Here is a 15,422-nt window from a genome sequence, read left to right as displayed (position 1 = left end):
CTTTCAGTCAGGCCGGTGGCGCCTTGCTGTTCCACTTGCCGTCCTAGCTGTACGAGCACATCGTCGTGCGCCTCGATCAGAGAACGGCCACCGTCGATACCGGCAACGGCCACTCGTGGCGGGTGCCGCTCTACATGCTGCGGCATGTGCTCGACATCTGAGCGCCACGTTCACACGGCTCCCGGCGTCAAGAGGGGGCTGAGCCCGCGCCTACGTTGATTTCACGAGGCTTGATGCATCGGCGCGTGGCGCGACCGGCCGACGATCCGGATCGCAGACGCAGGGGCCGTCTGAATCGCCGGATGGGCGGGCGGGTGCAAACCCTGGGTGAACGGCTAGACCACGCCCCGGAACAAGGGCAGGCAGGCCATTGCCAGCTGTTTGACGTGGCGGTCGTCGGTGCCGCAGCAACCGCCCATGACGTTGAGGCGCTTCAACCGGTGCATCTTGAGCGCGGCATAGGCCTGCCCCAACTCCACCGGGTCGCCCGCATCCAGTTCGGGTGCCTCGTTCAACTCGGCATGGCTCATCCTGGAGGCATTCGCGCGCAGACCGCGAATCCGCCCGGCCCACGGCGCGTCGCCATGCACCACCTGCTGGAAGTGGCTGGGATGGGCGCAGTTGATCATGAAGTAGGCCGGATAACCCGCGGTGGCGCCGTCCACCTGCTGGATGGCGTCCGCCAGGGACTGCCCCGTCGGCAGCCTGCCATCGGTCTCCACCGTGAAGGAAATGACGACGGGCATGCTCGCCTGCTTCGCGGCCAGCGCGATCCCCGACGCCTCTTCGACGTAGTTCATGGTGATGGCGGTCACCAGGTCGGCCGCGGTGCCGGCGAAGGTCTCGACCTGCGCACGATGGTAGTCCTGCGCTTCGCGCACCGACATGGCACGGTCCGGGACATAGCCGTCGCCGCGAGGTCCAAGGCATCCGCTGATGACGATCGGCGTCCGGCGAGTCTGGTAGGCATCGCGGATGTCCTCCAGCAGACCCACCAGCTGCCGGTCGACCGCCGCAAGCTCCTCGGGGCTGTAGCCCAGCCTGCTTCCCCAGTCTGGATTGGATCGCCAGGTTGCCGTTTCCAGAATCAGCCCGACGTCGAAGCTTCTGGCCAGCGCGGCGTAGGTCCGGAAATACTTCCGCAGCACTCTTTCGCCTTCCGGCGTTCGGAGCAGGTGAAAGGCGGCAAAGTCGGGAAGTTCCTGCCCCTCCAGAAAGATCAGGGTGGTCTCGATGCCGCCGTCGGTCATGAAGAAATCATCACTGAGCTGCGGCAATGCGCTCCTGTAGGTTGCCATCGCTGACTCCTCTCATTCGGGTGTCCGAATGGCCGCAGCCGCCAAGGCGCCGGGCCCGCGAAGCGGATGATGACAGTGAGCGCCTCGCGGGCCAAGTGCTTGGCCGGCGGCGCGCCTTTTCCCCCTTCAGGCTTCGGCTGTCGTCGGCGGACACGCCGCAGGCGATTCTCGATGTTGCGTTCGGAAAGGCCCATGCTGGATGCAGGCTTCCGCCGGCCGCTTTCCGGCAGCCATCCAGCGCATGACCGTTTGTTCGCGCGGAGTCAGGCGATGCTCGAACCGCTGAGCCTTTCCGGTCGACGCCAGCACCCGGCGGCTCCGTGCAACGGCGTCAGTTCATTCAGCGCTTCACATTCGGAACCAAGGCCTTGATCACCGCGTCGGCCATCCGATGAAGAGACGGCGCGTTCTGATAAACCCGCTCCATCACTGCCAGGCCTCGGGTGAATGTGATGACAACCTGCGCGGTTTCCTTGGGGGACAGCGACAGCTGTGTCGACATATCCCCCTTCGACATGGCGGCTGAGACGACGCCCTGGAGTTCGTCGAGCAACTGACGCAGCCGCTCCTGGATGCGCGGGCCTGCACCATCGACCTCCGTTGCCGTCTTCGTGGTGAGACAGCCCCGAGGCGGTACGCCCTGCGTCATGTTGGCGATCGCGACCTTGAAGAAGGCGCGCAACGCCGTCTCTGCACGGGGTTTGTCGAGGGCTGTGCGCGCGTTGTCCAGAAACCTGGTGGCGTACGCCTCGAAGGCCAGCAAGAACAGCTCCTCCTTGCCGCCATAGGCGTGATAGAGCGAACCGCGCTGCACATGGGCGGCCTCTGCCAGATCGGCCATGGACGTGGCCCGCCAGCCTTTTTGCCAGAACACGTCCAGCACCGCGTCCAACACCTTGGCCTCATCGAACTGCCTGACTCCTGCCATGAGAAATCCTCGCGCTTTCTATTTTTGACAACAGCGTCAAACTTGACAATACTGTCAATGATAGTCCGTCCGCCACGCAGGCGATGCCCGCGGCGCCAGGCAAGACACTTCCATCGTTCTGAAGGAACCCCACTCGATGACTCGGCTTTCTGCCTCACCGCCAATTTCCCAACTCGGCATCGATCGTCGATGGGTGGGTGTGCTGTTCGGACTCGCTTCGGCCCTGATCTGGGGCGCCTTTCCGGTCGTGACCCGCTTCGGGCTGACCCACACGGCCTTGGACGTCTACGACATCACCTGCATCCGGTACACGGTCTCGGGCGTGATGCTGTTGCCGTTTCTCGTACGACGAGGCCTCATGGGGCTGAGCTGGACAGCCATCGCGCTCATGACCGCCGGCATTGGCGCGCCCTACATGCTGGTGGTCGCTTTCGGCCTCGGCATGGCGCCGGTGGAGCAGTTCGCCGTGGTCACGCCTGGCAGCATGATCCTGTTCTCGGCGCTCATCAGTGCCTGGGGACTCGGCGCCAGGCTCTCACGCAGGGAGACGGCGGGCATCGCGCTGATCATCCTCGGGGTCGCGTTGGTCGGCTTCCACAATTTCAGCGCCGCCCGCTCCTCGCCGTGGGCCTACCTGATCTTCCTGCTGGGCGGGCTGCTGTGGGCCATCTACACCGTCTCGTCCAAGCAGTTCTCTGCATCGGCGCTGCACGCCACCGCCATCGTTTCGGTGTTCTCGATGATCATCTACCTGCCCGCCTACCTCGCGACGCGCGGGCTGCACCTGTTGCAAGCGCCGCTGGGCGACATCGGCGTGCAGGCGTTCTATCAGGGGGTCATGGTCTCCACGGTGGCCTTGTTCTTTTTCAGCAAGTCGGTGCAGATTCTGGGCGCAGCCGTCGGTGCCACGTTCGCTGCACTCGTTCCCGGCGCAGCGACGCTGCTCGCCCTGCTGGTCCTTGACGAGCGGCCCAGCGCCACAGCCATTGCGGGGCTTGTCATCGTCACAGGCGGCATGACGGCGATGCTGATACAGCAACGTCGATCCTCGTCCCCCGTTGAATCCAGGGGACATTGAGTCCCTGAACCCGGCAATTTCCGTCGAGGAGTTTCTGCATCGAAGGGCGCAGCTTCCTCGCTGGTTCATTCATCGAACAGGCGGCGCAGCCGCGAGGCCGTGGAGCAGCACCGTCCAGTGCTGCAGTCGGGCCATGGCGGCCTCGCGGCCTTTCTGCGCCGCTTGCGGACCGCTGCCGTCGCCGGCCAGCGCGATCAGTTCGTGGGCAGCCGTCGTCACGGCCCGCGCGAAATCCTCGGTGCGGCCCTGCCACACCACGATGCGATGGTGCAGGCCCATGTGCGCGGCGCGCTGCGCATTGATCGCCTGCTCGGGCTGGTCGGTCAGCAGCAGCAGGATCGGCTTGCGGTACACCGCCGCGACCGACAGCGCCGCCATGCCGGGTGCGGAGACGATGAAGGCGCTGCGCGCGGCCCTCTCGATCCAGTGTTCGTCCTGCGCGTGCCAGCCCGCGCGCTGCGCATAGCCTTCGCCGACGAGGTGCGCCGGCGTGCGCGCCCCGGCCAGCCCGCGCTCCAGGCCGTCTGCCAGTGCGGCTTCCTTGAAATGCGGGTTGAGGTACACCGCGGCCTGCGGTGCGAGGTCGTCGTGCGCTTCCGTGTCGGCGCCTACGACGGCCACCGGCGTGGCGAGCCGGTGGCCGCCGCGTCCGTCGGCCTGCGGCTCGCCGTAGGCGAAATCGTGCGCGATGCGCGCGCGGCTGCGGTCGATCTGCCACGCGACGATGCGGCCGAAGATGTTCGCCATCCACGCCGGCATGCGCCCGCTGAAGTTGGTCTGCAGCGCATGCCGCAGGCTCGCGCCGTACACATGCACCACCTTGCGCCGCCAGACCGGCATCCAGCCCATGAACAGCAGCGCGGGGTGGAAGGAATCGTTCACCACCAGGTCCGCATCGCGGAACCACGCGCGCAGCCGAAGGATGTCGCGCAGCATGCGCTCCGGGCGGAACACGTAGTGCGCCACGTTGCGGTCGGTTTCGCGGCGCAGCATGTTCTGCTCGCAGTCGAACTGCACCGCGTAGTGGCGTGAGAGCACAGGCGCCTCGATGCCGAAGCCGGCAAGAAAACGCGCGCCTTCGTCGGAGGTGGTGAGCACCTGCACGCTGGCGCCCGCGGCGCGCAGCGAATGCGCGAGCAGCTGCGCGCGCATCAGGTGGCCGCGCGCGTCCGCAGTCGCGAGGTAGACGATGCGCGGCGGCATCGACGGACTCAGGCCGCCACCGGCCGCGCACGGCCGGGGCGCAGGCGCAAGGCCACGCCCGCGAGGTACATGCCCAGCGCGCCGGTGATGCCGAAGCCGCGTTCGGTGTCGCGCACCTCGCGCATCAGCTGCGTGAGCCTTGCTTCCTCATGCGGCGCCACGCAGCGCTGCAGCGTGTGACTGCACAGGCGGATGTGGCGGTCTTCGTCGGCCAGCACGCGCGTGAGCAGCGGGTGCAGCGCGTGCCGTGCGCCGATCAGCGCGCAGTGGCGCTGCAGGATGCGCGAGGCCATCTGCTCGGCGGCGAGGCCGATCGCATAGGCCGGCACGAGGCCACCGTGCGCGAAGTGCGGTGCATGACGCTGGATGAGGCGCTGCCAGCGCGCGAGCTTGCGCTGGCTCAGCCAGTCGGGCTTCGGCGCTGCTTCCGGCGATGCAGCCGCCTGCGCCGTGCCGCCGCGCGCGACGATGGCGTCGGCGAAAAGCCGCGCATGCAGTTGCTCGTCGGCCAGGTGCTGGTCGAGCTGGCGCGTGAGCCACTCGGGCGCGCTGGTGCGCAGCTCGCGCTGCAGCGCCTGCTCGGACGATTCCTCGCCGATCAGATACAGGCGCAGCAACATCACTTCGCCGGCGCGGCTCGCATGCATCTGGCGCAATGCGGCGCGCTTGATGTGGTGCACCAGCCGGGCCTGCAGCGCCGGCCAGCCACGCAGTTGCGGCGGTGCGAGGCAGTCGAATGCCGCGTTCGCCGGGGCGGTGTCAGCGTCCATCGGTTTTTTTGGTCACCGGGGTCTGCGGCTGCAGTTGCTGCCAACCGAGCACGAGGCCGATGAAACTGCCTTGGAGGAAGGCGCGCGCCGATGCATCGGCACCGGCGAACTCGCGCTGCTGGCCGTCGTAGCGCACGTAGCCCTTGCCGCCCGCGGCACCGAGCACCAGCTTCTCGTTCTTGTGGAAGCCGCGCTGCATCAGCGGCAGCAGCAGCGACTGCGACTCGAGGCCATAGAGAAACAGGTCGCGCTGCACCACCTGGCGCGGAATCTGCCCGCTCAGCGCCTGCAGCTCGAGCGACCAGTCGCCTTGCCGCATCGCCTCGGACAGCTCGCCGCCCTTGGCCGCAGGCGCGTGGAAATGCGCGCGCGCCACCGACTTGGAGGCACGGCTCAACCCCAGCCCGACAGTGATGTCCGCATCGGTGGCGCCGCCTTTGCGGTTGTCCCGCACCTGCACGAATTCGTTGGCGAGCCGCGCGGCGATCGAGGGCCTGGAGAGCGTCTCGGCGATCTGCGCCGGCGTGAGCACCACGCGCTCGGCACCGCCCTCGATCACCACGACCTGGTACGGGTCGATGCGGATGTCGCTGAACTCGCCGCCGACGGGCGAGTGCGCGTGGCTGCTCACCAACCAGTCGTTGCCCGAGCGGCTCAGCAGCGCATGGAAGGTCAGCGGCACGCGCTGGCCACTGTGGCGCGACTGGCCGGAGCCTTGCAGCAGCACGTCGCCCACGATGGTCTTGCGGCCGTAGCTGCGCGGGTTCGCAAAGCGCAGGGTGTGCGCCGCGCTGTCGAGTGCGGCGCGCGTGTCGGCATCGTCGAGCGCGAGGCGGTTGCACTCGTTCGCAGGGCCCGCGAGCGCGGAGAAGGGGCAGCCGCTGTCGGACTTGAAATTGAAGACGCCGCGCCCGGTGAAGTCGGCGGCGCCCGCCGCGGCGCATGCACCGGCCAGCACGAGAAGGCCGAGGATGTTTTTCTTGTTCATGTCGGGCGATGGTACGAAAGCGCCTGTGCGTCCGCGTTCGTGCGGCCCGTCGTGTGCAGGCCGATGCCGCGCGCGAAGGCGCCGAGCATGTCGATGGCCGAGAAGCCCACGATCAGCGCCACGCCGGCGAGCCAGCGCAGGCCGCGCAGGGGCGGCAGGTCCTGGTGGTTGAGCGCGCGCACGCTGAAACCCAGCCGCGTGAACAGCACGCACAGCGGCCCGATCGGCCCGCTCTTCGCAAGCCACTGCCAGCGCGCCGACACGTAGCTGCGCAGCAGATGCGGCGTGAGCGAATACGTGTCCTGCCCGCGCATCCAGCGCAGCTTGATCGCTTCGGTGCGCGTGTCGGGCAGGCGGTGCTCGGTGTGGGCCGCGGCCGCGTAGTGGATGGGAACGTTCGCCGCCTTCAGTCGCATGCCCAACACCTGGCAGTGCGCGCGGTAGACGCCGTCGAGCGCCTGGTAGCTGTGCTGCTCGAACACGTCGCGGCGAAAGGCCACGTTGTTCGCGTAGAAGTTGCTCGTCGCGCCCGCGTGGTCGGCGTTGGGAAAGTACATGAAGTCGATGGTCGTGAGCGCGGTGCCCACGATGCTGGCCGCGTAGCTCGTGCGGCCGGCCACCACCGCGGGCGCGTCGGCGCCGCGAGTGAAGGGCGTGAGCATCTGCAGCAGCCAGTCGTCGTCGGGCAGGCAATCGGCATCGGCGAACACCACGTGGTCGCAGCGCGCCGCATCGGTGGCCGCGAAGCCGACGTTCTTGGCGTCGTAGTAGCCGGTGGCGGCATCGATGCGCACGAAGTCGATCGGGCGGCCCGCCAGCGCCGTGACGGCCTCGCACGATGCGGCGCTCAGCCCGTCGTGCGTGATGACCACCTGGGCCAGGGCCGTGATCGGCAGCTTCTGTTTCGCCAACAGGGCGACCAGGCGCTGCAGGCTGGTGCTTGCGGCGGCTTCGGCATCCGCTCCGCCGCGCAGGTTGTTGGTCTCCAGGACCAGCGCGCAACGCGCGGCAACTTGATCGGGCATCATCGAATTTTCCTGTCGGGACATTGTTTTGAAGGCTTGCATCCTGCTTTTATCTCACAACCGCCGCCGCTGCCAGTGCCTGAAGGGAGGGGCTTGCGCATGAAGCTCGCCATCTTCGGCGCCGGTTATGTGGGCCTCAGCTTCGCTGCCTGCATGGCCGAAGCGGGGCATGAGGTGCTGTGCGCGGATGCCGATGCCGGCCGCATCGAGGGGCTGCAGCAGGGCCGAATGCCGCTGCACGAGCCGGGGCTGGAGGCGCTGGTGTCACAAGGCCTTGCGGCAGGGCGGTTGCGCTTCACGGCCGACGAGCGCGCGGCGAGCCTGCATGGCGACGTGCTCTTCATCGTGGTCAACACGCCGGCCGATGCGCAAGGCGATGTCGACCTGCGGCATGTGATGGCCGTGGCCCGCAGCATCGGCCAGCACCGGGACCGCGACGCCGTGGTCGTCTGCAAGTCCACCGCACCGGTCGGCACCGCGGAGCAGGTCGAGGCCGTGCTGCGCGCGGCGCTTTCGCAGCGCGGTGCGGCACATCGCGTCGCGGTGGCCGTGAACCCCGAGTTCCTGCGCGAGGGCTCGGCCGTGCGCGATTGCCGCCAGCCCGACCGTGTGGTGATCGGTGCGACCGACCCCGCGGCCATCGACCTGCTGACACGGCTCTACGAACCCTTCGTGCGCGACCCGGCGAAGCAGCTGCTGGTGATGGACCGGCGCTCCGCCGAGCTCACCAAGTACGCCGCCAACGCGATGCTCGCGACCCGCATCAGCTTCATGAACGAGATGGCGCGCGTGGCCGAGCATGCGGGCGCCGACATCGAGATGGTGCGCCGCGGCATCGGCTCGGACCGGCGCATCGGCCCCGACTTCCTGCAAGCGGGCGCGGGCTATGGCGGCTCGTGCCTGGCGAAGGACGTGCGGGCGCTGCGGCATGCGGCCGATCGCGAAGGGCAGCCGCTGCGCCTCCTCGCGGCCGTCGAGACCGCGAACCACGAGCAGAAGGGGCGCCTCTTCGACCTGATGACGCATTACTTCGAAGGCCACATCGCGAACAAGACCGTCGCCCTCTGGGGCCTGGCCTTCAAGCCCGACACCGACGACATGCGCGATGCGCCGAGCCTCGTGCTGCTGGAGCGCCTGTGGGCGGCGGGCGCGCACGTGCAGGTGCACGACCCGGCGGCGATGCCGAATGCACGCGCCATCGTCGGCGAGCGCGCCGACGTGCGCTGGTGCGACACGCCCGAAGACGCATTGCAGGGCGCCGACGTGCTGGCGCTCGTGACCGAATGGCCCGTGTTCCGCCGCCCCGACCTGGCGCGCATCGCCAGCACATTGAAGGCGCCCGCGATCTTCGACGGCCGCAACCTCTACGACGCCGCCGAAGTCGAAGCCGCCGGCATCGCGTACTACGGCATCGGGCGCGGCCGGTCAGTGCGGCGCTGAATCGTCGTCGGCAGCGCATGCCGGTCACTCGCCGGCTTTTGATCCATTGAAAACGTCAACCCCATGTCGGAACGAATCGAACTGAAGCTTGATTGGACAAGAAAACAGGTCCGGCAACTGGCCGCAAACGGCGAGGTGTCCATCCTGCAATTTGCCGCCGCACAGGAGGTGCCGCCTTCGCTGCTGGAAATCCTGAACGAAGAACTCTTCAGGGATCGGCCGGACGTCACATGGCGGATGTATGGAAGCTACGCGCGCGTGTGCGATCTCTCTAGCCTGAGGCTCATGCCCCATGTCGAAAGGTTGAGCCTTGACTGCCTCACCCGGGTCAGCAATGCACGTGCCGTAGAAGCCTTGCCGAAGCTGAAGGAGTTCGTCTTTGATGTGTACGAAGCAGATTCACTGGATGTGTTGAGCGCAGTGCCCACAGACCTGCAAAGACTCAGAATCGGCAAGACGAAAACGAAGAAGACCGATCTTTTCGGGCTGGAGCGCTTTTCCCGTCTGAGACAACTCGTTGTTGCCGGCCACACGCGAGGCCTCGAGGTGATTGGAAAGCTGTCGACCTTGAATGAGGTGTCCCTCATGGGGATGCCTCTGTCGAACCTGGTCTTTCTACGGCATCTGCCCCACCTGCATACGCTTCAACTGGGATTCGGAAGCGCGCAGAACCTGGACACGCTTGCGGGCCTGAGTGCCCTGAGACACCTGGCACTGCTGCGGATCAAGGATTTGTCGGACCTGTCGGTCGTCAGCCAACTGGAGACGCTGCAAAGGTTGACCGCGCAAGATCAGCCACACCTTGCCAGCTTGCCCTCGTTGGCTGCGCTCAAGGGTCTGGCGCTGATCGTCCTCAACAACGTGGGGCTGAAGGACCTGAGGTGGGTGGCCTCTGCACCGGCGCTCGAAAGCCTGGCCACGTTTCAGATGCCAGCGCTGGCGCACGGTGACATCCAGAGTCTCCTGAGTCAGCCCGGCCCTCTGAGGCGCCTGATGGTGGGGTTGAAAAGCGCTCGCGAGCACAAGCTCGCGCGACAGGCGATCGAGGAATCAGGCCTGTGGGACGATGGCGGCTGGTGGCGGTGACATCACGACCCTTGGCGTGGTCGTCGCATTGAACTGCGAGGTGACGCCTGTACTCATCAATTCGGAGACGGCCTGCATGAGCATGGCCGCACTGACCGGCTTGGGCACCCCCACTCGCATATTCGGGCCAGCGCTCATTCCTGGCGCGCGTGGCTTTGGCGCACGGCTTGCAGATACCCGTCCAATGCCAGCAGGACCTCCTGAACCATGATGTCCGCGCTCGGCAACACGGCGCTCACCAGCAGCGTCTGCTTCACCAGCGCATCGACGACGGTGTAGGCGCCGAAGGCCACGCGCGCATCGTGCAGCCCTTCGGGCCAGTCCACCGCGCTCGTCAGTGCCTTGCCGAAGAGGTTGACGTTGTGCTGGTACAGGCGGTTGTAGACGAGCTGCGGCGAGACGCGGCGCTCGATGGAGCTCAGCACCCGCCAGCGCCCGCCGCCCTCGAGCATCGTGTGCACCTGGGTCTGCGCCAGCAGACGCGTGATCTCGCTCAGCGTGCGTTTGCCTTCCGCCTGGACGACGTCGTCCACCGCGCTGGACAGCGCGGTCGAGAGCTTGCGCACCCAGGTGCGCACGGTCATGGCCGCGACCGCTTCCTTGCCGGGGAAGTACTGGTAGACGCCGCCGACGCTGACGCCGGCCACGTTGGCGATGTCGCGCATCGACGTCTTTTCGTAGCCCTTTTCCAGCAGCAGGAGCACGAACGCGTCCTGGATGGCGATGGAGGTCATCCAGGCGCGTGACTGGGAGGGCTTGCGTCGGGGTTTGAGGGCGGTCGTCATGGCTGAAAAGCGAACACCGGGACGGCGCACGCAAGGAGGAGGGCCTCGTTGCAGAGGGAAATCAAGGCCTCGGGGCGCGTCCCGAAAACTGAACATGCCTGCCCGGTCGATTTCCTAGACTTCTTTCAACCCAAGGCAGCCGGCGGCCGCAAGCCCCGAACCTCACTTCAACCCAAGGCCAACGCGCGCACTCGTCATTCTTGCATGTCACCTTCTGCGACCTACAAAGCACCCTTGCGCGAACTGCGCTTCGTCCCGAACGATCTGCTCGGCATCGATGGAGAGCTGAAGGCGCTTCGTCCCGCCGACGTCCCGCACCACCCCGCGAGGGCGAAGGGAGACCCGACGCGAGGCGTTCGCCCCGCACCATGACCACCATCTACATCGACGAAAGCGGCCACAGCGGTGACATGGTCGACAGCGGCACGGGCTACGACTTCAAGCGGCAACCCTACTTTGCATTGGCGGGCGTCGGGCTGCAGGACGAAGAGGAGTGGAATGCACGCCTCCAGGCGTTGCGCGATCGCCATCGCATTCCCGCGGGCGAACCCGGTGCCAGATCGCTGGCATCCAGGCCGGAGTTCTCCGCGGCCGTGATCCACGCCTTGCTCGACCGGCGGGCACCGCTTTTCGTCGAGCTGGTCGACAAGCGCTACTTCATCTGCACCTGCATCACGTCGTTCCAGTTGCTGCCGTCCTGCCTGGGCTACCCCGAGTCGATGCGGCTCGACTTTCTCAGGAACGCCGTCGCGGATTTCCTGCACGCCCATGCCGATGCGCATGTGCTGGACAGCTTCGTTGCGTCCTGCCTGACGCCGGAGGCCGGGACGCTTCACGCATCGTTTGCCAGCCTGCGCGACCTGGCCACGCACACCGCCGAGGAGGACGAAGAGGCCACGGCGCAGGTCGCCAAGGGGTTCGGCCGCATCGTCGAAGCGGCGAACACCGAGTACCACGCGCTGAGCGAGGCCCAGCACCAGCCCTGGCTGGAGTTTCTTCCGCCGCCCGAGCTCAACACGTCGTCGACACAGGCCTGGACGCTGCCGAACCTGACGTCGTTCATGCGCATCTACGCGCGGATCCACCTCTACTACCGGCACTGCCTGGCCGATGTCCGGCTGGTGCACGACCAGAATTTCGAGGTGCAGCGCATCCTGGGTCAGGGGAAGGCCGTGGCCGAAGGACCGGACCGTGCGATGGAGCTGCTGTGCACGCCTCCGTCCGACCATCGCTTCGAAGAAGTGGCCGCGCTCGATTTCAGGCAGTTGCACGAAGCGGCGGGCGTGCAGATGGCCGAGGTGGTGGCGGGCGCCACGATGCGGTTCTTTCGCGACCTGCACGCAGGCACAGGCGTGTGTCCCGAACTGCGCGAGGCCATGATGCGGCTGATCTCCGAAGGCGACGAGCGCACGGGGTACGGCCTCAAGCAGGTGGTGCCGACCCGCCAGGTTCGCATCGGTGCCGAAGAGGCGTGGGCCTGAGCGGACGATCGCGTTTCGTCGACCGCCGACGCGGAACCTTCGGGAGCGCAGGGCCTCCTATCTGGCTTCTCCGCTTCTTTCCCCACCCCGTTTCGCCCGATGAATGAAATCCGCAATGCCGCCGCCGAGCTCGCTCTTTTTCGCCGCCGTGTGGTGGTGGTCGGTTGTGCGGTGTTGTTCGGATTCGGACTGATCGGCGCGCGGCTGGTCTACCTGCAGGTGGTGCGCCATGAAACGCTGGCGGACCGGGCCGAGAGCAATCGCACCGCGATCGTCCCCGTGGTTCCCAACCGCGGCCAGATCCTGGACCGCAACGGCGTGGTGCTGGCGTCCAACTACGCCGCCTACACGCTGGAGATCACGCCGTCGAAGGTGGGCGACATCGCCACCGTCGTCGACGAGCTGGGCGAGCTGCTCGAAGTGACGCCCAGGGACCGCCGTCGCTTCCAGCGCCTGCGCGAGGATTCGCGCAGCTTCGACTCCCTGCCCATCCGCACCCGCCTGAGCGATGAAGAGGTGGCGCGCTTCGCGGCGCAGCGCTACCGCTTTCCCGGCGTGGAAATCAGGGCGCGGCTGTTTCGCACCTACCCGCACGGCGAGGTGGGCGCGCACGTGATCGGCTACATCGGCCGCATCAACCAGCGCGAGAAGACCGCGATGGACGACTGGGAGGAAGACGAGCGCGCCAACTACCGGGGCACCGACTACATCGGCAAGGTCGGCATCGAGCAGAGCTACGAAAAGGCGCTGCACGGCCAGACCGGCGTGGAGCAGATGGAAACCTCGGCCGGCGGGCACGCGGTGCGCCGCCTGTCCCGCCACCCCGCCAGGCCGGGGCAGACGGTGATGCTGTCGCTCGACATCAAGCTGCAAAAGCTCGTGGAAGACATGTTCGGCGAGCGCCGGGGCGCGCTGGTCGCCATCGACCCCAAGACCGGCGAGGTGCTGGCCTTCGTGAGCAAGCCCACCTTCGACCCCAACCTGTTCGTCGAGGGCATCGACACCGAGAACTGGAAGGCGCTGACCGAGTCGCCCGACAACCCGCTGCTGAACCGCGCGCTGCGCGGCACCTACCCCCCGGGTTCCACCTACAAGCCCTTCATGGCGATGGCGGCGCTGCAGACCGGCAAGCGCAGCGCCGACAAGGTGGAGAACGACCCGGGCTTCTACAACTTCGGCGGGCGCACCTTCCGCAGCCACCGGGGCGGGCTGGGTGGTGTCGACATGCACCGCGCCATCCAGTTCTCGAGCAACACGTATTTCTATTCGCTGGCCGCCGAGATGGGCGTGGACCTGATCCACGACTTCATGGCGCCCCTGGGCTTCGGGCAGTTCACCGGCATCGACCTGCAGGGCGAGTCGCGCGGCGTGCTGCCCAGCCGGGCGTGGAAGCGCGCGGCCTACCGGCGCGTCGACATGAAGACCTGGCACCCGGGCGAGACGATTTCACTGGGCATCGGCCAGGGCTACAACAGCTTCACGATGCTGCAGCTGGCCTCGGCCAACGCCACGCTGGCCAACGGCGGCGTGCGCTACCAGCCGCACCTGGTGCGGGCCATCCGCGACACGGCGACCGGCGAGGTGGTGCGGCAGGTCCAGCCGCCGGCCCAGGACCTGGGCTATGCGCGCAAGCACGTCGAGGTGGTGCGCGACGCGATGGTGGCGGTCACCAAGGGCGGCACCGGCACGCGCGTGTTCGCGGGCGCCGCGTACACCTCGGCCGGCAAGACCGGCACCTCGCAGGCCGTGGGCCTGAGCCCGAAGGCGCGCGCGAGCGGCAAGGCCCTGGAGGCGCGCCAGCGCGACCACGCGCTGTACATGGCGTTCGCCCCGGCCGAAGACCCGACCATCGCGGTGGCCGCGATCGTCGAGAACGCGGGCTTCGGCGCGGCGCACGCGGCGCCGATCGTGCGGCGGGTGTTCGACTACTGGATTGCAGGGCAGTACCCGAACGACGCCGACATGGCGGCGGTCCAGGTGGGGAAGGCCGGCGCGCCCATCGGCCAACCGCTGGTGGCCAGCGAGGTGCCGGTGCTGGACGACGGTGCGCAGGGGGATGAGGCTGGGGTGCTTTGAGGGGCTGGGGGCGAAGCCTCAACCCGGCGCGAGCCGCCGGGGCAAACCAGTCCGCCACGAAGGCAGTCCGCTGCGCCGCGTGGTTGTAGATCGTGTGCTCGCCGTCTTCCCACACGCGCAAGGTGACGTCGGGGTTCGTCGCGGCTTCCCGAAGTCCGATCAATAGCTGGGGGGCGCCGGGGCGTCGGCGGGGATGGCGCCGGGTTGGAAAACCTGCGTGAAGTCGCAGCATTCCTGCGCAAGCAGCACCGTGGAGTCGATCAACGTGCTTCGCTGCTCGCTCCTGCTCATTGCGACGTAGGTGATGTCGGGGATTGCCGGCGTGACCTTGATGGGTTGCAGCAAACCCAGGTCGACCATCGGAGCGAGGCAATCACGAGGAAGGGGACTGATCCCGATTCCAGAAACCGTCATGCCGATGATGGCAATGATGCTGTTGCTGGGCAGCGATTGCTTCGGGGTGAGGCCGAAGGACTTGAACCAGTTCTCCGAGGCGAGGCCCGCCCCCGAGCGGCTGCCCTGGGTCAGGATTCGATGCGAGGCCAGCTCGTGGAGGCGCAACGTCCTGTCCGCAGGCAGCATGCCGGGCTTGCACATCCAGGCGCTGACCACCTTGCCGATGGCTTTCTTGGTGATCCGGCTGTCGTCTTCCGCGTCGGGAACGATCGCAAGATCGATCTCGTCGGCCAGGAGTCTCTTGCGAATGGTCACGCTGCCGTCGACGTCGGGCTCCAGCACAACGCGGGGGTGATGGACCTGCATCATGCCCACCAGCCGCGGGAACCAGGTCATTGCGGTGAGTTCGGTGAGGCCGATCCGCAGTCTGCGCTCGACCACCTGTGCCTGTGCAAGCTGCTCCATCGCTTCGTCGCGCTGAGCCAGAAGCCGCTTTGCGATCGCAAAGGTCTGCTGCCCCTTCTCCGTCAATCGGGCGGCGCGTGAAGAGCGGTCAAACAGTGAAGTGTCCAGGAGGCTCTCCAGTTCCTGGACTCGCCGCGAGATCGCCGACTGCGTGGTGTGAAGCTTCTCCGCGGCCTGCGAGAAGCCGCCAAGCTTGACCACCCAATAGATCGCCTCAAGTTGCTTGAACGACATCATGTTCGTTCTGCCGGTGGGACTTCATGCACTGCGGGTTCCCCCTTGGTATATGTGAAAAACAGATGCAATTCTATAAAAATAAATCGTTTTTTTTAATTTTTCAAAGTCTCCAGAATGCGGGCTTCCATCTCATTTCTTGGCCTCTGGCATCAAGCCGCTTCAGGAG

At 66.8% G+C, this 15,422-nt stretch carries 13 protein-coding genes; 5 read left to right on the top strand and 8 right to left on the bottom strand.

What is annotated here, in order from left to right; all coding sequences use genetic code 11:
- Positions 1–335: 335 nt before the first annotated feature.
- Both AC1RAA_RS08430 and AC1RAA_RS08425 read right to left on the bottom strand, forming a co-directional pair.
- Positions 336–1,298: a homocysteine S-methyltransferase family protein gene (locus tag AC1RAA_RS08430; protein WP_492727602.1), complete on the bottom strand. Its 963-nt coding sequence runs from the start codon at positions 1,296–1,298 to the stop codon at positions 336–338.
- 340 nt (positions 1,299–1,638) lie between these two features.
- A complete protein-coding gene (locus AC1RAA_RS08425) occupies positions 1,639–2,226 on the bottom strand; it encodes a TetR/AcrR family transcriptional regulator (protein WP_492727601.1) in 588 nt (195 codons plus the stop codon).
- 136 nt (positions 2,227–2,362) lie between these two features.
- Here AC1RAA_RS08425 and AC1RAA_RS08420 point away from each other — a divergent pair, with 136 nt between their 5' ends.
- A complete protein-coding gene (locus AC1RAA_RS08420; RefSeq protein ID WP_492727600.1) occupies positions 2,363–3,304 on the top strand; it encodes a DMT family transporter in 942 nt (313 codons plus the stop codon).
- 69 nt (positions 3,305–3,373) lie between these two features.
- On the opposite strand, the gene AC1RAA_RS08415 is transcribed toward AC1RAA_RS08420, so the two are convergent.
- From AC1RAA_RS08415 to AC1RAA_RS08400, 4 genes are read right to left on the bottom strand one after another with little or no spacing between them, the layout of a single operon-like run.
- Complete coding sequence (locus AC1RAA_RS08415; RefSeq protein WP_492727599.1) at positions 3,374–4,507, bottom strand: glycosyltransferase family protein; 1,134 nt, start codon at positions 4,505–4,507, stop codon at positions 3,374–3,376.
- 8 nt (positions 4,508–4,515) lie between these two features.
- Positions 4,516–5,277 carry a hypothetical protein gene (locus tag AC1RAA_RS08410; protein WP_492727598.1) on the bottom strand — a complete coding sequence of 254 codons (762 nt, stop codon included), beginning with the start codon at positions 5,275–5,277 and terminating at the stop codon, positions 4,516–4,518.
- Positions 5,267–6,265 (bottom strand): hypothetical protein, encoded by a 999-nt coding sequence (locus AC1RAA_RS08405; protein ID WP_492727597.1) that lies wholly within the window; start codon positions 6,263–6,265, stop codon positions 5,267–5,269. The genes AC1RAA_RS08410 and AC1RAA_RS08405 overlap by 11 nt, the downstream gene beginning before the upstream one ends.
- On the bottom strand, positions 6,262–7,293 hold the full coding sequence (locus AC1RAA_RS08400; protein ID WP_492727596.1) for a glycosyltransferase family 2 protein: 1,032 nt from the start codon (positions 7,291–7,293) through the stop codon (positions 6,262–6,264). Before AC1RAA_RS08400 ends, AC1RAA_RS08405 begins: the two co-directional genes overlap by 4 nt.
- A 96-nt stretch (positions 7,294–7,389) precedes the next feature.
- On the opposite strand from AC1RAA_RS08400, the gene AC1RAA_RS08395 reads away from it, so the two are divergent.
- The gene (locus AC1RAA_RS08395) at positions 7,390–8,730 is read left to right on the top strand and encodes a UDP-glucose dehydrogenase family protein (protein ID WP_492727595.1); all 1,341 of its coding nucleotides are present in this window, start codon (positions 7,390–7,392) and stop codon (positions 8,728–8,730) included.
- A 63-nt stretch (positions 8,731–8,793) separates the two neighbouring features.
- A complete protein-coding gene (locus AC1RAA_RS08390) occupies positions 8,794–9,816 on the top strand; it encodes a leucine-rich repeat domain-containing protein (RefSeq protein ID WP_492727594.1) in 1,023 nt (340 codons plus the stop codon).
- Positions 9,817–9,950: 134 nt separating this feature from the next.
- On the opposite strand, the gene AC1RAA_RS08385 is transcribed toward AC1RAA_RS08390, so the two are convergent.
- Positions 9,951–10,601, bottom strand: coding sequence for a TetR/AcrR family transcriptional regulator (locus tag AC1RAA_RS08385; protein ID WP_492727593.1), 651 nt, complete (start codon positions 10,599–10,601; stop codon positions 9,951–9,953).
- Positions 10,602–10,969: 368 nt separating this feature from the next.
- Between AC1RAA_RS08385 and AC1RAA_RS08380 the strand changes: the two genes are divergently transcribed.
- A complete protein-coding gene (locus tag AC1RAA_RS08380) occupies positions 10,970–12,082 on the top strand; it encodes a DUF3800 domain-containing protein (RefSeq protein ID WP_492727592.1) in 1,113 nt (370 codons plus the stop codon).
- A gap of 99 nt (positions 12,083–12,181) precedes the next feature.
- The gene (mrdA, locus tag AC1RAA_RS08375) at positions 12,182–14,158 is read left to right on the top strand and encodes a penicillin-binding protein 2 (protein ID WP_492727591.1); all 1,977 of its coding nucleotides are present in this window, start codon (positions 12,182–12,184) and stop codon (positions 14,156–14,158) included.
- Positions 14,159–14,317: 159 nt separating this feature from the next.
- On the opposite strand, the gene AC1RAA_RS08370 is transcribed toward mrdA, so the two are convergent.
- Positions 14,318–15,256, bottom strand: coding sequence for a LysR family transcriptional regulator (locus AC1RAA_RS08370; RefSeq protein WP_308789331.1), 939 nt, complete (start codon positions 15,254–15,256; stop codon positions 14,318–14,320).
- Positions 15,257–15,422 lie beyond the last annotated feature (166 nt).

The sequence above is a fragment of the Variovorax sp. GW823-FHT04F07 genome, from assembly GCF_058795995.1.
Note: the sequence above shows the minus strand (reverse complement) of the source record. Positions and strands in the feature narration are given on the sequence as shown.